The organism is Aminivibrio pyruvatiphilus, from assembly GCF_004366815.1.
GTDB lineage: Bacteria > Synergistota > Synergistia > Synergistales > Aminobacteriaceae > Aminivibrio > Aminivibrio pyruvatiphilus.
On the sequence record NZ_SORI01000005.1, the window covers coordinates 37,938 to 63,190 of the forward strand.

The following is a 25,253-nucleotide window of genomic DNA, read 5'->3' on the forward strand; positions in this document are numbered from 1 at the left end:
GTCAGATTTCCTCGTTTTTCCTCAAGACCGGGGACGGATTTCGCCTCCTCGAAAACGGCGGCAGTCCCTCCGGAGAAAGGAGCACCGGGAACAGTCTTCCTTCCCGGGGCGCCCTTGTTCTGTACCCCTTCCGGACCCTCTCGGTGCACCCCTTTTCCTTTCCCTTCCGCCCGCTCAAGGACGTGCGCAGCGCCCTCTCCCTCAGATTTCTCCCCCTGCTTTCCGGGGAGGAGGCCGTGGACATCATCCCGTGGATCTCCGGCGCCGGAGGAGGGGGAGCCGAGGGAGCCGCGTGGTGTGTTGCGGCCTCCGAGGTACCCGGAGACGGGGTTCCCCTGCAGGGAAACATCTGCTGGCCCCTTCCCCTGGCCCTGGCTTCCATGGTGGACGGCGAAGGGATCGCCGTGTTCCGCGGGATGGGGATTACCGCCTCGGCCGTATTTTCCGGAGGGGTTCCCGTCTTCTGCAGGTGCGGCAGTGAGGAAGAGGGAGTCCGGGGCTCTGAAGAGGGCGGCGGTATGGACGGAGATGTCCGCCTCTGCAGGGAATTCGCCCTTGCTTCCGGCCGAGAGGGACTCGCAGCTTCGGTCTGGACGGGGACGTCCCCGGGCGAGCTCCTGGAGGCAGCCCGGCAGACTGCGGCCCGTTTTCCGGCCTTTCTTTCCGTGAACATTTCCCGGCCCGCCCTGGAAGCCGCTCTCGCCAGGGAGAGGACGGCCCGGGTCCTCAGAAACTTTTCCGCCGCCGCCGCGTTTCTCGGGGCGGTCTTCTGCGCCGTTCAGTTCTCCCTCTCCCTGCAGGTCCGTTCTTCCCTGGAGAGGATTTCCGCCGAGGCGGCGGCCCTCTACCGGGAGATCGCCGGTCCGTCGGAGCGGATCGTGGACCCTCTCTCCCAGGCCCGGGGCAAACTGGCGGAACTTCGGGGAAGCGGAGGGGACGACAGCTCCCTCTCCCTCTTTCTCGGCCACCTCGGAAGGGCGTGGACCGGCGGAGACGGGGGAAGAAAATCCGGCTTCCCGGTCCTCGACCAGATGCGGTACACCGGCGAGAGTGCCGAGCTGACAGGGACGGCCCAGACCATGGAGGCCATCCAGGCCCTCCGGACGGCGGCTGATTCCGGGGGGTTCAGGGCTTCCCTGGGGGACATCCAGCAGATCCCCGGCGGAGGACTGAGATTTTCCCTGTCCCTGAGGAGGGAAAAGCCGTGAAACGCTTCCTGTACGCCTCCATGCCCTCCCTCCTGGGAAAGGACGACAGCGGCCCCGGGGCGGAACGCCGGGCCCTTCTCCTGCTGCTCCTGGCCCTTCTCGCCTGGGGAGCTGCCTTCTCCCTCTGGAGCGACGGCAGGGACCTCCGGGCAAGGAGAGAGCTCCAGAAAAAACGGTTTGACGATCTCGCCGCGGTGACCGGGGAATACCGGGCACTCCGGCAGGCAGCCGGGACAGGACGGATTCCCCTTCCCGCCGACGTTGAGGAGGATCTCCTCACCGCCGTTTCCAACGCCGTGGCCTCCCTCGGTCTCCGGTCGAACATGCTGAGCCTGAGCAGCACCACGGGACGGGGGGGCGCCGGCGCCGTCTCCGTGACGCTGGAGGCCCTGTCCTCAGAGAGCCTGGCCCGCTTCCTCCAGGAGACGGAGCGGAGAGGCATCCATTCCTTCTCCGCCGACCTCCGGACGGTACGGAGCACTTCGGCCGAAGGGGCCCCGGGACGGACCATATCAGCGGTGCTCCTTCTCGGGAGGCAGGGGCCATGAAAGCCGGAAGGACGGTCCTGTTTCTTCTATTCTCGGCGGCGGTGTTCGGGCTGTCCTTCCTTGTCTTCTTTCCCTTCGGGGCAGGAACGGAGGCGGCCTGGAGCAGGGCTGTCCGGGCGGCGTCGGAAAAGGGCTTTTTCCTTGACGCTTCTTCCGTGTCAGCGGAGGGACGCCTTCCTCCCGGGGCGGTACTCCTCAATGTCCGGCTCCGGTCCCCTCTCCTCTCGGGAGAGGCCGGCCGGATCACGGTTGTCTTTTCGCCCGGCGGCACCATAGCCGGCCTTGCACCGGCGGCCTCGCTCAGGCTTGAGAGGGTATCGGTGAACCTTCCCCTTCCGGGGGAGCAGCCCCTCTTTCTCGCTGCGGTCGAGGCCAGGCTGGTCTTCCGGTCCGACAGGGTCGAGGTGCTGGAATTCCGGACTTCCGGGGAGCTTGACGTTTCCGGGACGGCGGTCCTTTCATCCCGGGGCTTCGCCCTGGAGGAGGCTAATCTGACAATCGGAGGAGAGCGGGCGGCCCTTATGGAACTCTTCCGGTCCGTCCTTCCCCTGAGGCAGGAAAAACCCGGGGCCTGGATCCTGAAGAGGGGAGGGAGAAACCCTCATGGCTCGAATTGACGACCTTCTCCGGGGAGGATCGAGGCTGGCTCTTCCCCTTCTCGGGGCGGCCCTTTTCTCGGCAATGGCAGGGTACTGGGCGGCCGGAATGGTGGAGGAACGGCTGTTTCTCCTGTCCGTGGAGGAGACCGGAAAAATATCGGCCAGGGGAGCGCCGCCGCTTCCGGCGGAAAAGGAGCAGGGCCCTTCCCTGAGGGATTTTGCCGCCGGGGACCCCTTCGGGGCGGCCCCCCCGCCTTCTGAGGCGCCTTTGGTGAAGGCGCCGGAGACGGAAATTACCGTGAGTGAGCTGTACGAGCTGGAGGGCATCCGGCTCGCCGGGACGCTGCCGGGGATCGCGGTCTGGATCGACGACGGGGGAAAACAGTCCGTATTTCTCCGGGGCCAGCAGGTGAAGGGCTATGAACTGACCGAGGCCGGCGAGGACAGGGTGGTCCTCAGAAAGGGAGGCACGGTGGTGAACGTCCTCCTCCGGTACAGCGGCCACACATCATCCAGGGCCTCGGCCCCGCCGTCTCCTCCCCAGGTTGTGAACATACCCGGCCAGGGAGTTACGGCGGCCCGTCCCGGGCAGCAGGGATCAATCCCCAGGGAGACGGTGGACAACCTGCTCATGAATCCCCTGGACGAGATGAAAAAATTCCGGCTCAGGCCGAAGTTCGACGGCGACAGGGCCCTGGGCGTGGAAGTGCAGTGGATGGACAGGAACAGCTTTCTGGAGTCCGTGGGGGTGGAGAAGGGCGACGTGATCCAGTCGGTCAACGGCCTGGAGATCCGGAACATGGGGGACGTGGTGAACGTCATCAACTCCCTCATGGGAGGAAGCGCCTTCGATGTGCAGGTTCTCAGGGGCGGAGCTCCCGTTTCCCTGAAGTACACCATCCGGTGAAGGACCCCATGGGACGGGGAAGGAAACGGGGCTTCACCCTTGCCGAGACGCTCGTGGCCGTGGCGGTCCTGGGTCTCGTAGCCGCCGGCAGCATGAGGCTGGCCGTTCTCTCCCTCCGCGCCCTCGGGGAGGTCCGGCAGGGACGTGAACAGCTCGCCCTCTCGAGGAACTTCTGGCTTCGGGCGGTCAGCGGAAAGCTGGAGAGCCGGGGCCGGGAGAACGGAATCTCCTGGGAGACCGGCAGATTCGAATTTCCGGGGCAGGACGGCCTGCCTCCCGGCTATTCCTGCGGGAAAGTCGTCATACGACCCGCCGCCGCAGCGGGGGGAAACGAAGTGGTCCTCTATGTTCCTGACCGCATGATCTCGAGGGGGAGACAACAATGATCCGGAAACTGCTTCTTCTGGCACTGATCCTGTTCTGTTTCGCACCGGGGGCTCCGGCCCAGACTCCGCCCCAGGACGACGAATTCGCCCTCGTGGAATCGGCCCGGAGAATGAGGGCTTCCGGGAACGCCCAGTTCAACTTCCAGGACGTGGACATGGTGAAGTTCATCCGGTTCATGGCGGAGCTGCTGAACGAGAACCTCGTGCTCACCCCCGGTGTGAAGGGGTCCATCTCGGTCATATCCCCGAAGCCCTTTCCCCTGAAGGAGGCCAGGCAGGTGTTCATCTCGGTGCTGGAGATGAACGGCTACACCCTGCAGCAGGGCGCCGGGTTCGGCAAGGTGGTGCCCCTCCAGCCGGGAAGCTCGGCGGAATCCGACGTCCGCACCGGGCGGATGGGGCCGGGGGAGGGGGAGCAGACGGTCTCCCAGGTGGTCCCCCTGGACTTCGTCACAGCCGACTTCATCGCAGCCGCGGTGAGCCAGGCGTCGGGCCGCATGGTCACCGTGCTGCCCGTGGGCCGGGGGAACGACATCCTCCTCACCGGCAGGGCCACCGACGTGAACAGGGCGGTGGACCTCATCCGGACCCTGGACAGGGCCGACAAGATCTTCAAGTCCCGGACGGTGAAAATCACGAAGGCATCCCCCGAGATCATCGCCGCCCACCTGGCCAACCTGGCGAAAGTCCCGGGAAGCCCGGTCTTCGGCCTCACCGTTCTCCCCGACGCCCCGGGCAACCAGATCGTCCTCGCCGGGGAGGAGCGGCACATCAACCGGGCGCTGAAGCTCATCGCCGACCTGGACGTCACCCCGAAGTCGGGGGAATTCCACGTGTACAAACTGGAGAACGCCGATGCCAAGGTGGTGGCGGAGCAGCTGTCGAAGATCCTGTCCGCCCAGGCGTCCCAGGCGGTGAATGCCGAAGGGAGGATCCCCACCACGGTGGTGCCCGACATCCCGTCCAACAGCCTCATCTTCGCCGCGCCGCCCCACCATTTCCAGTCCCTGGTGGAGATCATCCAGAAGATCGACACCCTGCCCCGCCAGGTGCTCCTCCGGGGTCTCATCGCCGAGGTCAACCTGACGAAGCTCAACAACGCCGGCATCGACTGGGCCACCTGGGGCGGGGCAGTCACAGGGGACGCGGTCCTCGCAGGGCAGCTGAACATGGGGGGCGCAGGGGTGCCGGGCAACATCATCGACTGGTTCCAGAACCTCTCCAGGACGGAAGAGGAGTACAGGAGGAGCGACGGAACCTACGGGACGAGAACGAACTACAAGGGCATGGGCCTCGTCTACGCCTACCTCGACCTGCTCAAGAAGTTCGACGCTGTGAACGTGCTCTCCATGCCCCGGCTCATGTGCACCGACAACCTCCCCAGCGAGCTCCAGGTGGGGCAGGTCATCCCCCAGCTCAAGGGAAAGCTTTCGGACGTATCCAACCCGAACGCCGTGCAGAGCAGCTACGAATACAAGGACACGGGGCTCATCCTCCACGTCACCCCCTCCATCCGGAGCGGGAACCTTGTCGCCCTCGATGTGGAACAGGTTGTCGAGGACGTGCTCACCGCCATGACCGCAGAAACCCCCGTGACGGGCAAGCGGAAGATCAAAACCAGCGTCATGGTGAGCTCCGGCAACACAGTGATCCTGGGAGGCCTCATCAAGGAAGTGGAGAAGAGCCTCCGGAGCAGGGTCCCCGGCCTCTCCTACATCCCCCTCATCGGCGGGCTCTTCACCCGGTCGGTGAAGCAGCGGGAGAAGATCGAGCTCATGATCTTCCTGACCCCCTACATCCTCGAGACTCCCGGCGAGGCGGAGCAGATCACCCGGGAGATCGTCTCCGGCGAGCACGGCATGAGCGCTCCCGAGGAGAAGCTCTGGAAGCGCCTCGAGAAGGAGTACCGGGAATCGGTGAAGCAGCAGTCGAAATGACGGGAGGAGACGGAAGAATGGTCCCACGGCTTCCCGACGGAGAAGAAATCGCTCCCCTCATCCGGGGGAGAGTCAGCCTCGACGCCCTGAAGAACGCAGGCATCCTGCCCCTCCGGGACGACGGGGAGCGGCTTGTGGTCGCCCTGGCCTCGCCGGAGTGCTTTCCCGCCGCCCAGGTCCTTGCGGCGTCCTTCGGCCGGGAGGCGGCGTGGGAGCTCCATCGGCGGGAGGACCTTGAGCACCTTTGGGGCCGCCTGTACGACCTGAGGGGAGGCATCGGCGACGACACCCTCTCGGCCGTGGCGGGCATCGACGACGGCGACGGGCTCCTCAGGGAGGACGTGCAGAGCGACTCGGTGGACGTCCCGGTCATCAAGCTGGTGAACGGCCTTCTGAGGGAAGCCCTGAAGATCCGGGCGACGGACATCCACGTGGAACCCTTCGAGAACGAGGTCCTCGTGAGATTCCGGGTGGACGGGGTTCTCCACGACCGGCTCCGCCTTCCCCGGAACCTCCAGGCTCCCCTGACGAGCAGGATGAAGGTCATGGCGCGGATGGACATCGCCGAGCGCCTCGCCCCCCAGGACGGCCGGATCGGCATCACCGTTGGGAACCGGGCGGTGGACATCCGGGTCAGCTCCATCCCTGTGCAGCACGGAGAGCGCCTCGCCCTCCGCCTGCTGGACAAGGGCTCGGGGCTTCTCAGCCTGGAGGATCTCGGCATGGACGCCTCATCCAGGGAGACCATGAGCGCCCTCATCGGGAACCCCCACGGGCTTATCCTCTTCACGGGACCCACCGGCTCCGGCAAGACCACCACCCTCTACGCCATCCTCCAGGCCCTGGCGAAGCCGGAGGTGAACATCATCACCGTGGAAGACCCCATCGAGTATGACCTGGAAGGGGTCGGGCAGATCCAGGTGAACGAAAAGGCGGGGGTCACCTTCCCCTCCGCCCTCCGGTCCATCCTCAGGCAGGACCCGGACATCATCATGATAGGCGAAATGCGGGACTACGAGACCGCCCACATAGGCGTCCAGGCGTCCCTCACGGGACACCTGGTCCTCTCGACCCTCCACACCAACGATTCCGTCTCGGCGGTAATCCGCCTCACCGACATGGGGGTGGAGCCCTACCTCGCGGCCGGGTCCCTTCTCGGCGCCGTGGCCCAGCGCCTTGTCCGGACCCTCTGCCCCAAGTGCTCGTACAGGGCCGAAGCGCCGGCCCTCTTTCGGAGAGAGGGCCTTACGGAGGTCTTCCGGGGCAGGGGATGCGACCACTGCATGGGCACCGGGTACCGGGGACGGGTGGGGCTGTACGAACAGTTCATTCTTGACGACGAGCTCCGGGAAATGGTGGCGGCAGGCCTTCCCACCCCGAAGATACGGTCCGCCGCCCGTTTGAAGGGGTTTCGTACCCTCTGGGAACTGGGTCTCGATGCCCTGCGGCAGGGGAGGACCTCCCCCGAGGAGCTGCTCCGGGTGGTCTCCGCAGGGGAATTCGGCCCCTCCCTGGAAGAAGGATAAGCCGTGCCTGCCTTTCGCTATACTGCCTACGACGAAACAGGAAAGGTCCGGAAGGGAACGGTGGATGCCCCGTCCTCCGTCAGGGCGGGCGAACTGCTCGCCGCCCAGGGGCTCACGGCGGTGGACATCGCGGAGGGAGTTCAGCGGAAAGCCGGGCGGAGAAGGGGCTTCGGCCTCTCTTACCATGCCCTGTTCTGCCGGGGGCTTTCCTCCTACCTGAAGCGGGGAGTTCCCCTCGCCGAAGCATTGAAGTTCCTGGGCCGCCATTCATCGGACCGGCGGGTGGCCGATGCCTGCCTTCATCTCCACGAAGGCGTGCTGGGAGGAAAGCGCCTCTCCGCCGTGCTGGAAGAAACGGGTCTCTTCCGGGAGGACCTCCTGAGGATAGTGGAATCGGGCGAAAGGACATCGGCCCTTCCCGGTGTGCTGGAGCAGGCTGCGGCCCTCTACGCCATGCAGGAGGGGCAGCGGCGGAAGATCCGGTCCGCCCTGACCTATCCCCTGGCCATGACGGTCATCGGCTTCGCCGTGGTCCTCTTTCTGCTCACCTACGTGGTTCCCCGGCTCGCCGACCTCTTTGCCGACATGGGGCAGGCCCTGCCCCTTCCCACGAGAATCCTCCTGGGAACGGCGGCGTTTCTCCGGGAATGGTGGCCGGCGCTGGTCCTTGCCCTGATGGGGTTCTTTTTCCTGGCACGGAAGAGAAAGTGGTCCGTGAGCCTCCCCTTCTTCCGGCGCATCCGGGAAAATATCGCCCTCTCCCTGGTGATGTCCCACCTGAAGACCCTGCTCTCCGCTGGGATCCCCCTGGTGCAGGCCCTCGGAATGGCCTCCTCCATGGACTCCCGGCCGGAGCGGTGGATGGAGGCCGCCCGGCTCGTGAAGGAAGGGTTCCGGTTCGACCGTGCCCTGGAGAGGCTTGGCACCTTTCCCGAGGAGGCGGTCTACATCCTCAGGATCGGCGAGCTGGGAGGAGACCTGCCGGGTGCCATCGGCCAGGTGGCGGAGATGAACTGGGAGGAGGCCCGGGACGGCATGGAAAAGGCGGCCACTCTCGCGGAACCCCTCCTGGTGCTGTTTCTGGGACTGGCAGTGGGCTTCGTGGTCATCGCCGTGCTCCTTCCCATATTTGACCTGTCCAGTCTCGCGGGATGACGGGCGGGCAGAACTGAAACGGAGGTTGTGCAATGAAAGAAAGGCAGCTGAAACGGAAGGGCTTTACGCTGGTGGAAGTGCTCGTGGTGGTGGTCATCCTCGGCCTGCTGGCGGCTCTCGTGGTGCCCAGGGTGGTGGGCAGGGGGGAGGATGCCAAGAGAACCGCGGCGGCGGTGCAGATCCGGGAGATCGAGCAGGCCCTGGAGATGTACCGGCTCGACAGCAGTCTGTACCCCTCCACGGCCCAGGGGCTTGAAGCCCTGGTGACAAAACCCTCCATTCCTCCCGAACCGAGGAAATACAGGGAGGGAGGCTACCTCCGGAAGCTCCCGGCGGATCCCTGGGGAAGCCCCTTCGTCTACCGCCGCCCCGGCGACCACGGCGAATACGACCTGTTCTCCCTCGGTGCCGACGGCGAAGAGGGAGGAGACGGTCCGGGGAAGGATATAACCAACTGGGAGTAGGCTTGCCCGGAAAGAATTCATGGTATAAAATGGCTCAAACTAGTTAGTGTTTTTTTGAAATTTACTTCTGAGAATATCAATCTTTTCCTCCGAGTCGCCTGTCCTAAAGGATCTATCCCACGGGCAGCGACCGTTAGGGTGCATCCGGAAACAGGTGCGCCTCCCCTTTGGCAAGGAGGACGTTTTTCCGCACACGGCGAAGCCGTCCTCATGTCTTGAGGGCGGCTTTTATTTTTTCCATCTGCACGAGGCGAAAGGAGGGGTCGGTTCAGCGGAAACCTGACGGAGAGCCCCGCGCGAAGAGTTTATTGAACAGGAAAGGGGCGGAGGTTCCGGTCCTCATCGCATGGCCGCGCACAGGTCCGGAGCTCTGCCGCCCCGCCCCCTGCCGACGAACGGAAGGAGCTGGGAACAGGATGATTCAGAAAGTCTTTTTTGTCAACGGCGTCGAACGGAACATCATAGTGGAGGACGACAGCACCCTTGCCTCCGTACTCAGGGAACAGCTCGGGCTCACCGGAACCAAGATAGGCTGCGGCCAGGGACATTGCGGCTCCTGCGGCGTGATCATCGACGGCACGTATACCCGTTCCTGCGTGTACAAGATGTCACGGCTTCCTGAAGGAGCCTGCATCACCACCATCGAGGGGATAGGCACTCCCGGGAATCTCCACCCCATCCAGAAGGCATGGATCAGGCACGGGGCCGCCCAGTGCGGTTTCTGCACCCCCGGATTCATCGTCTCCGCAAAAGCCCTTCTCGACACCAACCCCAATCCGACCCGGGAAGAAGTCCGGGACTGGTTCCAGGCCAACAGGAACGCCTGCCGCTGCACCGGGTACAAGCCCATCGTGGACGCCGTCATGGATGCCGCCAAGGTGCTCCGGGGGGAGATGGACGTGAAGGATCTCGATTTCGTCCTTCCTGGTGACGGACGGATCTGGGGCAGCAGGTACCCCCGTCCCACTGCGGTCGGAAAAGTCACCGGAACCCTGGACTACGGCGCCGACCTTATCCTCAAGATGCCGAAGAAAACCCTCCACGCAGCCCTCGTCCAGGCGAAGGTTTCCCACGCCAACATAAAGGGTATCGATACCTCCGAGGCGGAGAAGATGCCCGGAGTCTACAAGATCGTCACCCACAAGGATATCAGGGGGAAAAACAGGATTACCGGACTCATCACCTTCCCCACGAACAAGGGCGACGGGTGGGACCGCCCCATCCTGTGCGACGAGAAGATTTTCCAGTACGGTGACGCAGTGGCCATCGTCTGCGCCGACAGCTACAGGAACGCCGCCGCGGCGGCCGAAAAAGTGAAGCTCGACCTGGAGGTTCTTCCGGCTTACATGAGCGCCCCTGCCGCCATGGCGGAGGATGCCATCGAAATCCATCCAGGCACACCAAACGTGTATTTCACCCAGAAAATCAAGAAAGGGGAGGATACGGCCCCCATCTTCGCCCGTTCCGACGTGGTCACCGCGGAGGACGACTTCTACGTGGGCAGGCAGCCGCACATGCCCATCGAGCCTGACGTGGGATTCGCCTACCTGGACCACGAGGGTCGGCTGGTAATCCACTCCAAGTCCATCGGCGTCCATCTCCACCTGGCCATGATCGCCCCCGGTCTGGGTGTGGAGCCCGAAAAGCTGGTTCTCGTGACGAATCCTTCCGGGGGCACCTTCGGCTACAAGTTCAGCCCCACCATGGAAGCCCTCGTGGGAGCCGCGGCACTGGCCACGGGACACCCCGTGGCGCTGAACTACACCTGGAAGCAGCAGCAGCAGTACACCGGAAAGCGCTCCCCCTTCTTCGTCAACATGAAGTTCGCCGCCGACAGGGAAGGAAAGCTCCTCGCCATGGAAACCGACTATTCCGTGGATCACGGCCCCTATTCCGAGTTCGGCGATCTGCTGACCCTGCGGGGCACCCAGTTCATGGGCGCGGGATACGATATTCCCAACATCAGGGGCGAGGGCCGGACGGTGTGCACCAACCATGCCTGGGGCTCGGCTTTCAGGGCCTACGGTTCCCCCCAGTCCCTCTTCTCCTCCGAGGTCCTTATGGATGAACTGGCGGAGAAGCTCGGCATGGATCCCCTGGAGATCCGCCTGAAGAATGCCTACCGGCCGGGGAGCACTTCTCCCACGGGACAGGCGCCCGAGTCCTATTCCCTTCCGAAGATGCTCGAGGCGCTCCGGCCGAAGTACGAGCTCGCGAAGAAGAGAGCCGCCGAGGGCTCCACTGCCCGCTACAAAAAAGGCGTCGGCCTCTCGGTGGGTGTATACGGCTGCGGGCTCGACGGTCCCGATGGTTCCGAGGCACGGGTCGACATGAACCCCGACGGGACCATCACCATCTGTACGGCCTGGGAGGACCACGGCCAGGGTGCCGATATCGGCGCCATCGGAACGGCCCACGAGGCACTGCGCCCCCTGGGCATCTCCCCCGACAAGCTCCGGTTTACGTGGCCCAATACGGCGAAATGCCCCAATTCAGGGCCTGCGGGCGGCTCCAGGTCCCAGGTCATGACGGGCAACGCCATCCGGGTGGCCTGCGAAACCCTGCTCAAGGAGACCGCGAAGCCAAAAAGCGGCTTCTTTAAGAAGGACGGCGGGTATATGACCTATGACGAACTGGTTGCCGCCGGAAAGCCGACCTCTTTCGCCGGAAAGTGGTCCGCCGTGGAGGGGGCCGCATGCGATGAAAACAGCCAGGGGAAACCCTTCGTGATCTACATGTACGGCGTGTTTATGGCCGAGGTGACCGTGGACACGGAAACGGGCAAGACTGCCGTGGACCGGATGACCCTCATGTGCGACTGCGGGAAGATCAACAACCGCCTCGTGGTGGACGGACAGAACTACGGCGGCATCGCCCAGGGCATCGGCCTCGCCCTCTCCGAGGACTTCGAGGATATCGAGAAGCACTCCACCATGCCCGGGGCAGGGTTCCCCTACATCAAGGACATCCCCGACGACATCGAGGTCATCTACTTCGAGGAGCACAGGGCCGACGGCCCCCACGGCGCGGCCGGCATCGGAGAGCTTCCCCTCACGAGCCCCCATGCCTCCGTCATCAACGGCATCTACAACGCCTGCGGCGTGAGGATCACCAAGCTTCCCGCCTACCCCGAGAAGGTCCTGGCGGCGCTGAAAAAGTAGACGTGTACCGCAGCGGGGGAAGGGGTAATTTCCTCTTCCCCCTTTCATTTCGGAGGTTTCGCCATGGAAAAATCAACCCTCGTGGAATTCGAGAGCAAGTGCGTCCAGGAAGAGCCTCCCAGGTGCCGGGCAGCCTGTCCCCTCCACCTCGACGGCCGGGCCCTCTGCGAGGCTGCGGTGAAGGGGCGGTTCGACGAGGGACGGAAGATCATCCAGAAAACCCTTCCCCTTCCCGGGATTCTCGCCCGGATCTGCGACGCTCCCTGCCGGGATGCGTGCCTCCGGCAGGAGAAGGGCGGAGCCCTCGAGCTGGGGGCGCTGGAGCGGTTCTGCGCCGATGAGGGGTCTTTCCGCAGGCCCCGGATCCTGGTCCCGAAGACGGGACGCACAGCGGCAGTGCTGGGTGGCGGTATCAGCTCCCTTACGGCGGCTCTTGACGGCGCCGGGAAAGGCTATTCCGTCACCGTGTTCCGGGCGGAGAACGGCGGGCGTGAGCTTCTTTCCCTCTCTCCCCTTCTCACGGAGGATGTTGTGAGGGAAGAGCTTGAATGGATGGAAAAGCTGGGCGTTCACTTCCTTCCCTGGGATGCTTCCGTCACTCCCGAAGGGCTGGCTGAAAGATTCGATGCCGTCTATGCCGGCCTGGACGATCCACTGTGCCGCTCCTTCCCTGAGCTCCTCGAACGGGGAGACCCCGTCAGCCTGGAGACCGCCGTGCCGGGGGTCTTTGCTGGAGGGAACACCCCATCCTTCATTTTCAGGGCTGCCGCAGGCCGCCGGGGAATGAAGTCGGTGGAGCGGTTCCTCCAGGGAGCGTCCCTCACGTCCTCCCGGGAGAAGGAGGGGCCCTATGAGACCCGGCTTTTCACGAATACAGAAGGGATCGAACCCGTGCCCCCCGTACCGGTTCCGCCCCGGGGGTATTCCCGGGACGATGCGGTCCGCGAGGCCGGGCGGTGCCTGCTCTGCGAGTGCCTGGAATGCGTGAAGTCCTGCGTCTTCCTGCAGAATTACAGGGGATACCCGAAAAAGTTCGCCCGGGAGATCTACAATAACCTCTCGGTGATCCAGGGGACGAGGCTCGCCAACGGCATGATCAACTCATGCACCCTGTGCGGTCAGTGCGAACGGATCTGCCCGGAGGGCTTTTCCATGAGGGACCTGTGCCTCACGGCCCGGCAGGAGATGGTGCTGCAGCAGAAGATGCCGCCGTCCGCCCATGAATTCGCCCTGGAGGATATGGCCTTCGGGAACTCTCCCGGGGCGTCCCTCCTGCGCCATGAACCAGGCCTCAGAGGGAGCGCCTTTCTTTTCTTCCCCGGCTGCCGCCTTGCGGGGATTTCTCCCCGCACCACGAAAGCGGTCTACGGACACCTCCGGAGGATCATAGGAGACGGTGTGGGATTCTGGCTCCGGTGCTGCGGAGCCCCGGCTCGATGGGCAGGCAGGCGGCAGGAGCTGGAGAAGGAGGGTGAAGAGTTTCTTTCCCAGTGGCGCTCCATGGGCTCTCCGGTGGTAATCGCCGCCTGCACGAGCTGCCTGGAGGTCTTCCGGAAGGAGCTGCCTGAAATCCGGGCCGTCTCCCTCTGGTCTGTCCTGCAGGAAAAGGGCGTCCCCGATGTTGTTCCGGTCTGTTCCGCTTCCACGGTGCTCCACGACCCCTGTACGGCGGCGGAACTGCCGGAGGTGCGGGCCGCGGTGCGGGAACTGGCCTCCCGTGCGGGGGCGGCGGCGGAGGAACTGCCTCTGTCGGGAGGACTCACGTCCTGCTGCGGCTTCGGCGGCCTTCAGGAGTGCGCCAACCCCGGTCTCGCGGCGAAAACGGCACAGGAACGGTGCGGGGAGTCTCCCTCCGATTACCTCGTCTACTGTGCCATGTGCCGGGATCTCTTCGCCCGGACGGGAAAGAGGACGGTCCACCTTCTGGACCTGTTCTTCCCGCCGCCTGACGGGACAGGGGAGGACCTTCCGCCGGTATCCTGGTCGGAGCAGAGGGAGAACCGGGCGGCTCTCGTCCGGGAGCTTCGGAAATCCCTGTGGGAGGAGGAAGAGAAGATGGAGGAGGAATGGGAGACCCTGCCCCTTGTTATGGACGGAGAGACGGAAAAAATGCTCCAGTCGCGCCGAATCCTTACAGGCACAGTGCGGCAGGCCATATGGAACGGGGAGACATCGGGCCGGAAGATCGCCCGGCCTGACGGCACGCTGATAACCAGCCTGAAGCCCGCGTCCGTAACCTATTGGGTGGTCTACCGGTCCCTGGAGAACGGAACTTTCGAGGTGCTCAACGGCTGGAGCCACCGCATGGAAGTGAAGGGAACGGAGAGGAGAGCGCCGTGAAAGAACTGCTCAAGTCCTTCGAAAAGTACAGGGAGTACCGCTGCGTCTCCTGCGGATGTCCCATGGAGCTGAAAAAGATGGACATCACCTACCTGGGGAGCGTCTTTTCCGTCGATCTCCCGGCGTGCCCGTCCTGCGGCATGGCATTCGTTCCCGAGGAGCTTGCCACGGGCAAGATGCTCGAGGTGGAGAAAATACTGGAGGACAAGTAATGGAAACCTTCGAGATGGACGATTTTCAGATGCGGCTGGCCTCCCTCTCGGCGGAGGGGTACCACTGCAGCCAGATACTGCTCCTCCTGGCCCTGGAGAAGACCGGAAGGGAAAACACTGACCTCCTCCGCGCCCTGGGAGGCATTTCAAAGGGCGTAGCGGAAGGCAGCGAGACCTGCGGGGCCCTCCTCGGAGGTGCCTGCCTGCTCGGTTTCTACGCCGGAAAGGGGCAGCGGGACGAGAGGGAACATCCCCGGTTCCGTGACATGCTCAAGGATCTCGCGGAGTGGTTCCGGGCGGAGGCGGGCCTTCCCGGGGGAAGCGCCAGATGCGCGGACATTCTGGAAGCCTTCGGAAAGACACGGTGCCCCCTGCTTGTCCGGTCGGTGTGGATGAAGGCCATGGAGATCCTTGAAGAAAACGGGATCGATACCCTCGAAGGAAGGCCCCTGCCCGAGTGACCCCGGAAAAGGCAATGGGGGACCTTCTCCCGGAGCGTTCCCGCCGGCGTACCATCCTACAGGCGGGTACACGGATGTTCCAGAGAGGAAACCGCCAGTGAACACGCCCTTTCCCTTCGATGTCAGGGCCGCCCGGAAAGCGGGCGGAAGGACGGACCGCGGAAGCCTGGACGACAGCCGTCTGGAAGCGCTCCGGGCGGCCGTCGGCCGTGCCCGGCGGACCAGCCCCTTCTACCGGGGCCTTCTCTCTCCTTTCCCTGAAGGATTTCCCCGTTCCATGGAAGAATACGGGGGAATGCCTTTCACCTCGGCGGGGGATTTGTCGAAGGACCCCATGTCCTTCCTGGCAGTATCCCAGAATGATGTCGCCCGTATTGTGACCGCCCGGAGCTCCGGCACCACGGGGACGCCCAAGAGGGTCTTCTTCACGGAAGGAGATCTTGAGAAGACCCGGAGCATCTTCGCGGAAGGCATGACCGCCCTGGTGCCCCGGGGAAGCAGAGTGCTCATCCTTCTTCCCGGAGAGCGTCCGGGAAGCGTGGGAGACCTGCTCGTCCGGGGGCTCGCACCGGAGATGGAGGGCGTGCTATGCTCCTGCCCTGACGCAGAGGACACCCTCAACACCATTGCCCGTCTGAGGCCGGACTGCCTCGTGGCCCTTCCTTCCCAGGCGCTCAGGCTGGCACGGCACTCCCTGTCGCCTCTCGGGAAGTGCCTGTCGTCGGTCCTGCTCTGCTCCGATTATGCCTCCGACAGCCTCGCGGCGGCAGTGGCCGGGGCGTGGGACTGCACTCCCTTCAGACACTACGGCCTCACCGAGACGGGGTACGGCGGTGCCCTCTCCTGCGGTGAAGGGCAGGGAATGCATGTCATGGAGGACAGTTTCTTCTTTGAGATCGTCTCCCCGGGCACGGGGGAGACCCTCCCCGCCGGAGAAGAAGGGGAAATAGTCTGTTCGTCCCTCAATGCAGAGGGGACGCCTCTCCTGAGGTACCGTACCGGAGACACGGGGCGGTTTCTCCCCGGAACCTGTTCCTGCGGCTCCTTCCTCCGCAAAATCTCCGTAAAGGGGAGGCTGGCGAACGGTCTTGTCCTTCCCGGCGGATTTGTTTCCCTGGCGGACCTGGATGAAGTCCTGTTCTCCCTCCCCTGGCTCGGTGGCTACGAAGTCAGAATACGGGGCCAATTTCCTGTTTTTTCCCTCGATGTACCCTCATTGCCGGACGGGGTTGTGTCCCTTCCGGAAGACTTTGAGCGGGAGGCCGGAAATAAACTCCGGCCACTCCCAGGTCTGGAAAAACTGCTTCCGGGGACCGAATTTCGCCTTACCTCCCTGCAGGATGTGGATATGGCCCCGGCAAAGCGACTGGTTCTCCCTGAAGCTCTTCCGCGTCGGCCCGAATGAACCGGCAGGTCACCCTTTCCTTTTTGCCGCCTGAATTCGCCCCGTTTTCCCCGTCCCGAATCTGAAGATTACCCCGAAACGGTGAACTATGATAAAATTGCTCATCGCTGTTTTTGCATTTTCGATTCTGCAGGTGAATCTGCCGGGAGAGGAGATGAGGCACTGTATGGGAGTAATGAACGTTTCCACCCGGGTGAGGCCGGAAGATCTTGCCGTAGTGGCCGAGGCACGGGGACACTGCCTTGACATGGACCAGTCGAAGCAGAACGGCGGACTGGAGAATACCCTGAAACCCATGGAAGTGGTCCTGGCGGCCCTGGGAGGGTGCATCACCATGGTGGCCATGGCGCGGGCCCCGAAGGAAAACCTGGACCTGCGAGACCTCAGGCTCGAAATGGAGGGGGAGTATTCCGCCGCCGACGGCTTCAGGACGATCCGGATGACTGCACGGCTCCGGTCCTCCTCTCCGGAGGACCGGCTCATGGAGTTTTTTCACGCTGTCGAGAGGGTGTGCCCGGTCAGCAATTCGCTGAAGGCCAGGATAGAGCTGGAGGTGGTTCGGGAACGCTAAAAGAACGGGAGTGAACGAAATGCTCCGGAAACAGCCGGAGATACGGAGAGTTTTTTCGTGACGACTTTTTCTTTTGAGAAACAGGAGGGATAGAATGAGTTTCTTCGAACATTTCGGATTGACCAATGCCGCCGACGTGGCGACGGGAATGCTGATGCTCGTCATGATCTGCTACGCCATCGGCGATATCGTGTCCTACAAGACGAAAGCCGTCTTCTCCATGATCTTTGTCACGGGCTTCATTTTCCTGTTCGGCTTCTGGTACGGCTTCCCCAAGACCATCTTCCAGACGACGGGAACCATGGCTTTCGCGGCGGTAAGCCTTCCCATCATTCTTGTCCACATGGGAACCCTCATGAAACTCAGGGACATCAAACAGGAATGGAAGACGGTCATCATCGCCTTTGTCGGCCTCGTGGCCCTTTCGATCGGCCTCTTCTTCATCGCCGGGCCCATCCTCGGCCGTGAAATGGCCCTTACGGCGGCCGGCCCCATTTCCGGCGGCATCGTGGCCACCATCATCGTGTCGGAAGCCGCCAAGAAGGTGGGGCTCGAGCACCTTGCTGTCTTCGCCACCCTTCTTCTTGTTCTGCAGAATTTCGTCGGCCTCCCCATCGCCTCCCTCTGCCTGAAGTCGGAGACAAAACGCCTTCTCGCGAAGTTCCGCAGCGGCGAGGCGGAGGAAACAAAGGCAGGGAACGCTCCCAAGAGCGATCCAGAGGTACCGAGCATCAGGCTGTTCCCCGCATTCCCCAAGCCCATGCAGACCCCCTTCGTTCTTCTTGCCAAGACCGCCATCGTCGGCTGGGTTGCCCTTCTCGCCGCCCAGCACTACAACGCCATGGTTCTCGGTGCCGGCCTGCCTTACCTGCAGCTCCACAAGTTCGTCATGGCCCTCATCATGGGCATCGTGTTCTACGAGACCGGCTTCCTGGAGCACAAGGTGCTTGACAAGGCCAACGCCATGGGCTACGCCATGTTCTTCTGCCTGATCTTCATCTGGGTCAGCCTTCCCCAGGCCACACCGGAACTGGTACGCTCCCTTGTGTACCCGCTGGCGGTCTGCTTCGGCGTTGCCCTCGTCGGGATCGTCACTTCCACCTTCTTCACCTCGAAGATCCTCGGATACTCCTGGGCCATGGCGACGGCCATCGCCGTCACCTGCCTCTTCGGCTTCCCGGCGACCTTCATCATCACCGACGAGGTCACCACGGCAGGATGCGACAACCCCAAGGAGAAGGAGTACTGCATGAGCCACCTCCTTCCCAAGATGCTCGTGGGCGGATTCACCACGGTCACCATCGGATCGGTCATCCTTGCCGGGTACCTCGGCCAGATCATCGAAACCCTGGCGAAATAATCGCCCTGTAACGAATCGGAAGAGGGAGGCCCGGACAGTCCGGACCTCCCTCTTCTGGTGATATGACCCTTTACTTTTTTGTACCTGACACGGTCAGTTCCCTGTAATAGGATTCCGTGACTCCCTGGCATCCACGGCAGACGGGACCGTGGTACGGCGGGTAGGCTTCCCCGCACACGGGGCAGATGACAGGGGGCACCTTCGGCCGGACTTCGAGCAGCCCCGGGGCAACCTCCACGGGACAGACGTCGAACAGCCGCCCTCCCGCCCTGTTGATGCCGTCCAGAATCGCCTCAAGGTCCTGGTCCTTTTTCGGTACAAGCTTGAGGAACCATTCGTTCACCGCCCGGCACTCTTTCAGCCGTTCCATGCTGAGGGAGATCCGGACGCCCTCCCCGGTCTGCTTGTCGTAGAACACGGCGGCGAACCTTCCCGTGTCCACGATCTTCATCCAATGGTTTCCCACGGTACAGGGGGTGAGCAGCTGGATGGCGTCGGCGAGGCATTTTCGCGTCTCGCAGATTACGTCCACCAGGATGCCTTCAGGGAGGTGCTCCCGTGCCAGGGCGACCATGTGGAGGGCTAGCACTCCCCCGGGGGCCTTCTTGCCGTGGAACCGCTCAAGCTCCTTCAAAAACTCCTCGTAGGAGGAAAAGGGGCCGCAGAACATCAGGCGATCTTCTCGATCCTCACGGCGCACGCCTTGAAGGAGGGCGTCATGGTGTCCGGATCGAAATGTTCGATATTGCCGCTCAGAAGGTGGTTGGCGTTGGTCTCCCAGAAGTGGAAGGACATCCAGACCATACCCGGAGCGATGCGCTTTGAAACGTTCGCCCTAATTTTAACTTCGCCGCGCCGGGACGCGACCCGTATTACTTCTCCGTGGGAAATGCCCAGCCTCTCGGCATCCTGGACGGAAATATCGGCGAATTCCTCGGGCATCCGCTCGTTGAGTCCCTTTGCCCTGCCGGTCTGTGTCCGGGAGTGGTAATGGACCAGGCGGCGGCCGGTGCTCAGCACCATGGGATACTCCCCGTCGGGCTGCTCGCTGCTGGGAACCCAGTCGATGGCCTGGAAAAGCCCCTTTCCCCGGGAAAATTTGCCGTCCCTGTGGAGGATGGGGGTTCCGGGGTGCTCTTCGTTCGGGCAGGGCCACTGGATGCCGCCGATGCTGTCGAGGCGGGAAAACTTGATCCCCGCGAAGGCCGGACAGAGGACGGAAATTTCGCTGTCCCAGAGTTCCCGGCCGCTGCTGGACGGCCATTCATACCCGAAGCGTTTCGCCACCTGTTTGAAAATCCACCAGTTGGGCTTCGCTTCGCCGGGGGCTTCCCTGATCTTGCGGACCCGGCTCACCCGCCGCTCCGTGTTGGTGAAGGTTCCGTCGTCCTCGCACCATGCTGCTGAAGGAAGAATGACATCGGCGAAAGGCGTCGTCTCGTTGCGGAAAATGTCCTGCACCACCAGGAACTCCGCCGAATTCAGACAGTGGGAGACATGCCTGGGATCGGGCTCGGTGGCCACGAGGTTTTCCCCGAAGATCCAGAAGGCCTTCAGCCTGCCGGTGGGCAGACCGTTGACCATTTCGGCGATCTTCAGCCCCGGTTTTTCCGGAAGGCTGTCCACGCCCCAGAAGCCGGCGAACTTTTTGCTGATCTCGGGCGAATCCACCTTCTGGTAGCCGCAGAACATGTTGGGAAGGGCCCCCATATCGCAGGCGCCCTGGACGTTGTTCTGCCCCCGCATGGGATTGACGCCGCCCCCCTCGATTCCCATGTTCCCCAGGAGCATCTGCAGGTTGGCCAGGGTCATGACGTTCCGCTTGCCGGACACGTGCTCCGTGATGCCGAGAGTGTAGATGACCATGGCCGGCTTGACGGTCCCGAGCATCCGTGCGATCTCGACGATGGTGCTCTCGGGAACTCCGCTGATTTCCGAGGCCCGCTTGGGCGGATACTCCTCGATCTTCGCCGCGAATTCCTCGAAGTTCTCGCACTTTTCCTCCACGAATTTCCTGTCGTAGAGGTTTTCCCTGATCAGGACGTGCATGATGCCGTTCAGGAAGGCGATGTCAGAGCCGACGCGAAGCTGGGCGAAGATGTCCGAGTAGTCGGCCAGCTCCTGCCTCCTCGGGTCGACGACGATGAGTTTCGTTCCGTTCCTGACGCCGTTTTTCAAATAGGTAGCCGCGACTGGGTGAGCCTCGGTCATGTTGGTGCCGATGCAGAAGAGGAGCTTCGCCTTGGCGAATTCCCCGATGGTGTTGGTCATGCCGCCCGCTCCAAAGCTTGTCAGTAGCCCCGCTACTGTAGGAGCGTGTCAGACCCGTGCACAGTGGTCTACGTTGTGATTCTGGAAGACCATGCGGAAGAGCTTCTGCATGCTGTACGAGTCCTCGTTGAGGCTGCGCGCGCAGCTGACTCCTCCCACCGCGTCCGGGCCGTGCTTCTGCATCACCTCCTTCAGGCGGGATGAAACGAGGTCGAGGGCCTCGTCCCATGAAGCTTCGCGAAATTCATCGTCCGGGCTTTTCTTCTCGCCCTTCCGCACCCTGATAAGAGGCTTCGTGAGCCGTTCGTCGGAGTAGATGAAGTCGTAGCCGAACCGTCCCTTGACGCAGAGCCTGCCCCTGTTCGGCATGCCGTCTTCCGTTCCGGTCACCCGGGCGATCCTGTCTCCGTTGACATGGAGATCGAGCTGGCAGCCCACGCCGCAGTAGGGACACGTGGTGCGGACCGTTTTCGTCTGCCATGCCCGTCCCTGGCCGACGGCCTTCTTCTCGGTGAGGGCTCCCACGGGGCACATCTGGACGCACTGGCCGCAGAAGACGCAGTCCGATTCCTCGAGCTTGCTTCCCACGGGCGGATGGATCATGGTCTTGATGCCCCGGAACTGGAAGTCGATGGCGTGGTACCCCGACTGGTGGTCGCATGCCCGGACGCACCGGCCGCAGAGGATGCATTTGTTCATGTCCCGGATGAAGAAGGGGTTGGTGTCGTCAAGTTCGTGCTCGGTGCACACGTCGCCGTCGTCCCGGAAGGGGGATTCTTCGATCCCCAGCTCGTAGGCGAGGTTCTGCAGCTCGCACCGGCCGTTCGACTCGCAGGAGAAGCAGTCCAGAGGATGGCGGATGAGGATCATCTCCACGACGGCTTTTCGTGCCGCCAGGGCCTTCGGGCTGAAGGCGTCGGCCACCATGCCGTCCGTCAGGGGAGTGGTGCAGGCGGGAAGGAGCTTCGGGTTCTTTTCCACCTCCACGAGGCAAACGCGGCAGGCGCCGCTGGGCGGCAGGGCCGGGTGGTCGCACAGCGACGGAATCCGTATGCCGTTGGCCCGGGCAGCCTGCAGAATGGTCACGCCAGGTTCTGAAGTAATCTCCCGGCCGTTGATGACGGCCTTGATCCTGTGTGTTCCCATTTCTCAAACTCCTTTCAGGGTAAAATGTCAGCTCCGTGATGAAAAAGCGCATCCGGGGTAGGAGCACGAAACGCAGTTCCTGCACAGACCTCCTTTCCCCCAGCGTCTCACCTCCGCTCCCGAAGGAGGAATGCCCGCATACAGCCTGTCGAGGACCATGTCCAGGGATGTCCGCTCGAAAAAAACAGCGGAGGCGGGAACGCCGAGGACAAAAACCTCCCCCCTGCGGGCAAGCATAAGATTCGCTCCGGGGATCACGGGGATTCTCCGGAACACCACTTCGTCACACATCGCTTCTATGGCCCCGGGGGTCAGGTCATCGGCGTCGACGCTCATGCCGCCGGTGCAGATTATGACCCGGGCTCCTTTTTCAAACCATGCCGCAGCGGCTCCGAGAATGGAATCCCGGTCGTCGGGGCAAAGGGTTTGTCCGAGGAAAGGAGCCCCGTAGACGTCGAGTTTTTTTCTAAGCTTGGGAAGAAAGGTGTCCCGGACCGTACCCTCGAAAATTTCCCGGCCCGTGGTCACAAGAGCCGCAGGGAGGGGAGACCAGGGGAGAACGGAGATGGGGGACGCGTTCCGGGCGCGGTTCACACGGCTGCGTTCCATTGACAGGGGGCCGATGCGGAACGCTGCGGCCGCCATGCCTTTCGTGACGGGGGTTTTGTTGGGCCGGGTGGTGAAGAGCCAGTCCGGATCGTCGTTGATGAAGTCGATGTCGTTGTCGCTGAAAAGAAGGAGGCCGTCCCGGACGGCGACAAGGGTACATTTCCCCTCCTCGGGGCCCCGCAGTTCCAGCCCGGCTCCTCTCATCCGCTCTCCGAGGAGCAGGGCGGCCTCGTCTTCGTGCAGCTCGTCGGGGGAGAATTCAAGAAAGGGGATGTTGCATTTTCCCATCCGCCTGAGCAGGGGAACGTCGTCTTCAGCTATAACATGGCCTCTCCGGAAACGGGCGCCCTTGAAGCCCGTCTCGGGGTCGATGAGGGTGAGATCGTGGGAGATTTTCTTTCCGACGGCCTGTTCCACGGGGAGGGTTTTTACTATCATGTCCGGATCACCGCGATTCCGCCTTTCGACAAAAAAAAGGACCGTTCATCGGCAATGATGACGGTCCCCGTGGCTTCACGCGGTTTTTTCCGTCCTCCTTGCCAAACACGGGAGGCATGCCCGTTTCCAGGCATACCCTGACGGCCGCAGTCCATAGAGATTCACTCCACAGGAAATACGGCTCGGAGGCGCTATATTGGGTGACAGAGCGCTTTCCCTTTTTATAAAACAGCATTAATAGGGAAAATTATCTCAATCTGTCTGCCATTATAGGGTATTTTCTCTTTTTTTTCCAGCCCGGTGTCCTCTTTTGCTTCCGGAGGGAAAAAGAAGGGGCTCCGGCATTCGCCGGAGCCCCTTCTTTCCATGGTAACGGCGGTATATTCCCTGTTAGGTCAGTCCACCGCCAGCATGACGCTGTCTGCCTTGACCACTGCGTAGACAGAGGAACCGACCCTGATTCCAAGGTTGGCGAGAGAGTCCATGGTGATAACGGATACCATGGACTGCCCTCCGCCGATATCGATGGTCACCTGGGCTTCGACGGCCCCTTCCTTCACTGCAGTGACTGTACCCCGTATCTGGTTCCGGGCGCTCAGTTTCATTCTCTTCAACCTCCTTTTCTTTTCCGGTACCTGGTGAACCGGTATCTTCCCCTTCTATTATGGCGATGATATGATTTTTTGCAACGGAACAATCCCGGAAAGAAAAGGGAAGAATGCAGAGGAGGAATAGTATCGTGAAAGCCATGAGAAAAGCGGGGATCCTGTGCGTTATTCTATTCGCGGTTTGTGCGCTGTCCGGGCCGGCGGGCGGAAACAACCAGCCCCTCACAGTTTCCGGCGGGGAGCCGGTCACCTATGTCTGCGCCAACGGTGACCGGCTGGTGGCGCGGTACTACAGCCTGTCCGACGAGAGCCTCCGGTTCGTGAAGATTCTCTTTCCCGACGGCCGGGAGTACACCCTGCCCCAGGTGATCTCCGGATCCGGCGCCCGGTATACCGACGACGGGGAACTGCTCTGGTGGATCAAGGGAGACGAGGCCAGGGCGGAGATCCGGGACGAAAACGGGGAATGGAAGGAGCTCTGCGGGGAGTGCAGGGTTCTGCCCTGAGGAAAAATTCCGGAAGAGGAAAAAATTGACGGGTCCCCTCACCGGGACCCGTCAATTTTTTCCCGGAGTTCGTCCCAGGAGGGAATTCCCCTCCAGAGAAGCTTCCCGTCGAGGATCCACGTGGGTTCCGCCCGGATATTGAACCGGATGAGGTCGAAAATCCAGAAGTAGCATCGGGGATCGTAGATGTTCACTTCCATGGATTCCCCGTACCGGTCACGGAGCTTTACAAGCAACGGCCCTGCCGCCTCACGGGCGGCCGCCTGCGGAAAGGATTTCATTTCCTCCTCTCCGTACAGGAAATTGCTTCAGCAGGCCGAACCCATGGGCTTTTCCATGTAGAGCTTCATTTTTCGAACAGCCACGGCGTCCCCTCCTTTTTCAGAGATTTTCCGAGACGAGCTCTCCGTACTCTACCGACCGGTACTGTCGGTACTCCTTCCCCTGCACGCCGATGGCCTGGGGCGGACAGAAAGCGATGCACCGCTGGCAGGAGACGCAGGTGTCCAGGAACTCGGGATACTCCGCCATGCGGATGTTCTTCGCCGGGCAGAGCCTGGCGCACTTGCCGCACTTGATGCACTTCTCCCTGTCCACGGCGAGGGGATACTTGCCCCTCATGAGCTTCCATGGCCACTGCTGCCGGGAGAGACGGTAGAGGAGCGGGGAAAGGACATTGCCTCCCTTCCACGGGGCGTTTCCCTCCAGGAGGGCGTCGGCGAAGGCGGAAGCGTTCTTCTCCATTGTTTCGATTTTTTTCCTGTTCCTCTCGAGGGGTATGGTTGTGTTGTTGTAATTTGACGGCATGACGAAATCCCGAGCCCCCAGGGGGGTGAAGTTCTTCGAAAGCAGAAGTTTTTTCACCGCCGGGCGGAGGCCTCCGGACGCTCCTCCCATGGTGGAGATCAGGAACGCGCTCCGGCCCTGTCCGTCGGGGAGGCTCTCGAGGAATTCCCAGGCGAAGGGGTAGGTGGAGAACATGGCCACTGTGACTGCGATTCCAAGGGCGGTCCTGTCGTCCTGGAAGGGTAGAAACCCTTTTTCCAGCCGGCGGAGCCGGACCGTCTTCCCTCCTTCCCTGAGCCCCCGGGCCACGGCCCGGGCCGCGAGCAGGGTGTTTCCCGTTCCGCTGAAAAAGTAGAAATCCACTGACCTTTCCTTCATTTCGGGAGCCGCGCCTCCTTCGGGGATATTTATGGGCCCCATTGTACAGCAGGAAAGCCGGAGATGATTGTCTCCCCGGAAAGAAAGATGACGGTAGTGTAAAATAATAGGGAAAGAAATTACGGGAGGTGGAGAAAATGAAAATACTTGAAGCTGTAATTGCCGCATCAGTCGTGTTTTTTGCCGGAAGGGCGTGGGCCGGTGAGCTTCCTCCCCTGGACCGGCAGATTCCTCAGGAACTCCGTACAGCCACCTTCGCCCTAGGGTGATT

General features: G+C 62.5%; 25 protein-coding genes and 2 riboswitches. Of the genes, 18 read left to right on the forward strand and 7 right to left on the reverse strand.

Going from position 1 to position 25,253, the window contains the following annotated elements:
• The first annotated feature begins 5 nt into the window (after nucleotides 1–5).
• From gspL to C8D99_RS05345, 16 genes are all read left to right on the forward strand, one after another.
• The gene (gene gspL / locus C8D99_RS05270) at nucleotides 6–1,208 is read left to right on the forward strand and encodes a type II secretion system protein GspL (RefSeq protein WP_338024415.1); all 1,203 of its coding nucleotides are present in this window, start codon (nucleotides 6–8) and stop codon (nucleotides 1,206–1,208) included.
• Entirely contained in the window at nucleotides 1,205–1,756 is a 552-nt protein-coding gene (gene gspM, locus C8D99_RS05275) for a type II secretion system protein GspM (RefSeq protein WP_133957081.1), read from the forward strand. Before gspL ends, gspM begins: the two co-directional genes overlap by 4 nt.
• Nucleotides 1,753–2,373: a type II secretion system protein GspN gene (gspN, locus tag C8D99_RS05280; RefSeq protein WP_133957082.1), complete on the forward strand. Its 621-nt coding sequence runs from the start codon at nucleotides 1,753–1,755 to the stop codon at nucleotides 2,371–2,373. The genes gspM and gspN overlap by 4 nt, the downstream gene beginning before the upstream one ends.
• Entirely contained in the window at nucleotides 2,360–3,262 is a 903-nt protein-coding gene (gene gspC / locus C8D99_RS05285; RefSeq protein ID WP_133957083.1) for a type II secretion system protein GspC, read from the forward strand. Before gspN ends, gspC begins: the two co-directional genes overlap by 14 nt.
• Nucleotides 3,259–3,648, forward strand: coding sequence for a type II secretion system protein (locus C8D99_RS05290; RefSeq protein WP_208321089.1), 390 nt, complete (start codon nucleotides 3,259–3,261; stop codon nucleotides 3,646–3,648). Before gspC ends, C8D99_RS05290 begins: the two co-directional genes overlap by 4 nt.
• Nucleotides 3,645–5,585: a type II secretion system secretin GspD gene (gspD, locus tag C8D99_RS05295; protein WP_133957085.1), complete on the forward strand. Its 1,941-nt coding sequence runs from the start codon at nucleotides 3,645–3,647 to the stop codon at nucleotides 5,583–5,585. Before C8D99_RS05290 ends, gspD begins: the two co-directional genes overlap by 4 nt.
• Before the next feature lie 17 nt (nucleotides 5,586–5,602).
• Nucleotides 5,603–7,111 carry a GspE/PulE family protein gene (locus C8D99_RS05300; RefSeq protein ID WP_133957086.1) on the forward strand — a complete coding sequence of 503 codons (1,509 nt, stop codon included), beginning with the start codon at nucleotides 5,603–5,605 and terminating at the stop codon, nucleotides 7,109–7,111.
• 3 nt (nucleotides 7,112–7,114) lie between these two features.
• A complete protein-coding gene (locus tag C8D99_RS05305; protein WP_133957087.1) occupies nucleotides 7,115–8,266 on the forward strand; it encodes a type II secretion system F family protein in 1,152 nt (383 codons plus the stop codon).
• Nucleotides 8,267–8,298: 32 nt separating this feature from the next.
• Nucleotides 8,299–8,730, forward strand: coding sequence for a type II secretion system major pseudopilin GspG (gene gspG / locus C8D99_RS05310; RefSeq protein ID WP_133957088.1), 432 nt, complete (start codon nucleotides 8,299–8,301; stop codon nucleotides 8,728–8,730).
• Nucleotides 8,731–8,805: 75 nt separating this feature from the next.
• Nucleotides 8,806–8,924: riboswitch (molybdenum cofactor riboswitch) on the forward strand.
• 222 nt (nucleotides 8,925–9,146) lie between these two features.
• The gene (locus tag C8D99_RS05315) at nucleotides 9,147–11,891 is read left to right on the forward strand and encodes a molybdopterin-dependent aldehyde oxidoreductase (protein WP_133957089.1); all 2,745 of its coding nucleotides are present in this window, start codon (nucleotides 9,147–9,149) and stop codon (nucleotides 11,889–11,891) included.
• A gap of 63 nt (nucleotides 11,892–11,954) precedes the next feature.
• Entirely contained in the window at nucleotides 11,955–14,231 is a 2,277-nt protein-coding gene (locus tag C8D99_RS05320; protein ID WP_133957090.1) for a pyridine nucleotide-disulfide oxidoreductase/dicluster-binding protein, read from the forward strand.
• Complete coding sequence (locus tag C8D99_RS05325) at nucleotides 14,228–14,443, forward strand: DVU_1557 family redox protein (protein ID WP_166670017.1); 216 nt, start codon at nucleotides 14,228–14,230, stop codon at nucleotides 14,441–14,443. Before C8D99_RS05320 ends, C8D99_RS05325 begins: the two co-directional genes overlap by 4 nt.
• Nucleotides 14,443–14,904: a DVU_1555 family C-GCAxxG-C-C protein gene (locus C8D99_RS05330; protein WP_208321090.1), complete on the forward strand. Its 462-nt coding sequence runs from the start codon at nucleotides 14,443–14,445 to the stop codon at nucleotides 14,902–14,904. Before C8D99_RS05325 ends, C8D99_RS05330 begins: the two co-directional genes overlap by 1 nt.
• 97 nt (nucleotides 14,905–15,001) lie before the next feature.
• Nucleotides 15,002–16,309, forward strand: coding sequence for a DVU_1553 family AMP-dependent CoA ligase (locus tag C8D99_RS05335; protein ID WP_133957091.1), 1,308 nt, complete (start codon nucleotides 15,002–15,004; stop codon nucleotides 16,307–16,309).
• Between the two features lie 166 nt (nucleotides 16,310–16,475).
• Nucleotides 16,476–16,880, forward strand: coding sequence for an OsmC family protein (locus C8D99_RS05340; RefSeq protein ID WP_166670018.1), 405 nt, complete (start codon nucleotides 16,476–16,478; stop codon nucleotides 16,878–16,880).
• A gap of 94 nt (nucleotides 16,881–16,974) precedes the next feature.
• Nucleotides 16,975–18,240, forward strand: a complete 1,266-nt coding sequence (locus C8D99_RS05345; RefSeq protein WP_243833838.1) for a hypothetical protein — start codon at nucleotides 16,975–16,977, stop codon at nucleotides 18,238–18,240.
• A gap of 70 nt (nucleotides 18,241–18,310) precedes the next feature.
• On the opposite strand, the gene C8D99_RS05350 is transcribed toward C8D99_RS05345, so the two are convergent.
• From C8D99_RS05350 to C8D99_RS05365, 5 genes are all read right to left on the reverse strand, one after another.
• Complete coding sequence (locus tag C8D99_RS05350; protein WP_133957093.1) at nucleotides 18,311–18,910, reverse strand: FmdE family protein; 600 nt, start codon at nucleotides 18,908–18,910, stop codon at nucleotides 18,311–18,313.
• Nucleotides 18,910–21,657: a formate dehydrogenase subunit alpha gene (gene fdhF / locus C8D99_RS15520; protein WP_133957094.1), complete on the reverse strand. Its 2,748-nt coding sequence runs from the start codon at nucleotides 21,655–21,657 to the stop codon at nucleotides 18,910–18,912. The genes C8D99_RS05350 and fdhF overlap by 1 nt, the downstream gene beginning before the upstream one ends.
• A 27-nt stretch (nucleotides 21,658–21,684) precedes the next feature.
• Nucleotides 21,685–22,704, reverse strand: a complete 1,020-nt coding sequence (locus C8D99_RS05360; protein ID WP_133957095.1) for a molybdopterin-binding protein — start codon at nucleotides 22,702–22,704, stop codon at nucleotides 21,685–21,687.
• Between the two features lie 78 nt (nucleotides 22,705–22,782).
• Nucleotides 22,783–22,904, reverse strand: a riboswitch (molybdenum cofactor riboswitch).
• A gap of 21 nt (nucleotides 22,905–22,925) precedes the next feature.
• Nucleotides 22,926–23,072 (reverse strand): hypothetical protein, encoded by a 147-nt coding sequence (locus tag C8D99_RS15400; RefSeq protein ID WP_208321093.1) that lies wholly within the window; start codon nucleotides 23,070–23,072, stop codon nucleotides 22,926–22,928.
• Between the two features lie 27 nt (nucleotides 23,073–23,099).
• Nucleotides 23,100–23,309, reverse strand: coding sequence for a TOBE domain-containing protein (locus C8D99_RS05365; RefSeq protein ID WP_133957096.1), 210 nt, complete (start codon nucleotides 23,307–23,309; stop codon nucleotides 23,100–23,102).
• A 143-nt stretch (nucleotides 23,310–23,452) separates the two neighbouring features.
• On the opposite strand from C8D99_RS05365, the gene C8D99_RS05370 reads away from it, so the two are divergent.
• Complete coding sequence (locus C8D99_RS05370) at nucleotides 23,453–23,818, forward strand: MliC family protein (RefSeq protein ID WP_133957199.1); 366 nt, start codon at nucleotides 23,453–23,455, stop codon at nucleotides 23,816–23,818.
• A 38-nt stretch (nucleotides 23,819–23,856) separates the two neighbouring features.
• Here the strand turns inward: C8D99_RS05370 and C8D99_RS05375 are convergent, their stop codons facing one another.
• Both C8D99_RS05375 and C8D99_RS05380 read right to left on the reverse strand, forming a co-directional pair.
• Entirely contained in the window at nucleotides 23,857–24,099 is a 243-nt protein-coding gene (locus tag C8D99_RS05375; RefSeq protein ID WP_133957097.1) for a hypothetical protein, read from the reverse strand.
• A gap of 100 nt (nucleotides 24,100–24,199) precedes the next feature.
• Nucleotides 24,200–24,982, reverse strand: coding sequence for an EFR1 family ferrodoxin (locus C8D99_RS05380; RefSeq protein WP_166670019.1), 783 nt, complete (start codon nucleotides 24,980–24,982; stop codon nucleotides 24,200–24,202).
• Nucleotides 24,983–25,119: 137 nt separating this feature from the next.
• Between C8D99_RS05380 and C8D99_RS15650 the strand changes: the two genes are divergently transcribed.
• Entirely contained in the window at nucleotides 25,120–25,251 is a 132-nt protein-coding gene (locus C8D99_RS15650; RefSeq protein ID WP_274542668.1) for a hypothetical protein, read from the forward strand.
• Nucleotides 25,252–25,253: the final 2 nt, after the last annotated feature.

Bases quoted from the DNA above. Each gene is read 5' to 3' on its own strand.
- C8D99_RS05330 (WP_208321090.1), top strand. From the start codon at position 14,443: ATGGAAACCTTCGAGATGGACGATTTTCAGATGCGGCTGGCCTCCCTC.
- C8D99_RS05365 (WP_133957096.1), bottom strand. From the start codon at position 23,309: ATGAAACTGAGCGCCCGGAACCAGATACGGGGTACAGTCACTGCAGTG.
- gspD (WP_133957085.1), top strand. From the start codon at position 3,645: ATGATCCGGAAACTGCTTCTTCTGGCACTGATCCTGTTCTGTTTCGCA.
- C8D99_RS05345 (WP_243833838.1), top strand. From the start codon at position 16,975: ATGAGTTTCTTCGAACATTTCGGATTGACCAATGCCGCCGACGTGGCG.
- C8D99_RS15400 (WP_208321093.1), bottom strand. From the start codon at position 23,072: ATGGAAAGAAGGGGCTCCGGCGAATGCCGGAGCCCCTTCTTTTTCCCT.
- C8D99_RS05360 (WP_133957095.1), bottom strand. From the start codon at position 22,704: ATGATAGTAAAAACCCTCCCCGTGGAACAGGCCGTCGGAAAGAAAATC.
- C8D99_RS05350 (WP_133957093.1), bottom strand. From the start codon at position 18,910: ATGTTCTGCGGCCCCTTTTCCTCCTACGAGGAGTTTTTGAAGGAGCTT.
- C8D99_RS05380 (WP_166670019.1), bottom strand. From the start codon at position 24,982: ATGAAGGAAAGGTCAGTGGATTTCTACTTTTTCAGCGGAACGGGAAAC.
- C8D99_RS05315 (WP_133957089.1), top strand. From the start codon at position 9,147: ATGATTCAGAAAGTCTTTTTTGTCAACGGCGTCGAACGGAACATCATA.
- C8D99_RS05370 (WP_133957199.1), top strand. From the start codon at position 23,453: ATGAGAAAAGCGGGGATCCTGTGCGTTATTCTATTCGCGGTTTGTGCG.
- C8D99_RS05300 (WP_133957086.1), top strand. From the start codon at position 5,603: ATGGTCCCACGGCTTCCCGACGGAGAAGAAATCGCTCCCCTCATCCGG.
- C8D99_RS05375 (WP_133957097.1), bottom strand. From the start codon at position 24,099: ATGAAATCCTTTCCGCAGGCGGCCGCCCGTGAGGCGGCAGGGCCGTTG.
- gspN (WP_133957082.1), top strand. From the start codon at position 1,753: ATGAAAGCCGGAAGGACGGTCCTGTTTCTTCTATTCTCGGCGGCGGTG.
- C8D99_RS15650 (WP_274542668.1), top strand. From the start codon at position 25,120: ATGAAAATACTTGAAGCTGTAATTGCCGCATCAGTCGTGTTTTTTGCC.
- C8D99_RS05320 (WP_133957090.1), top strand. From the start codon at position 11,955: ATGGAAAAATCAACCCTCGTGGAATTCGAGAGCAAGTGCGTCCAGGAA.
- gspC (WP_133957083.1), top strand. From the start codon at position 2,360: ATGGCTCGAATTGACGACCTTCTCCGGGGAGGATCGAGGCTGGCTCTT.
- C8D99_RS05340 (WP_166670018.1), top strand. From the start codon at position 16,476: ATGGGAGTAATGAACGTTTCCACCCGGGTGAGGCCGGAAGATCTTGCC.
- gspG (WP_133957088.1), top strand. From the start codon at position 8,299: ATGAAAGAAAGGCAGCTGAAACGGAAGGGCTTTACGCTGGTGGAAGTG.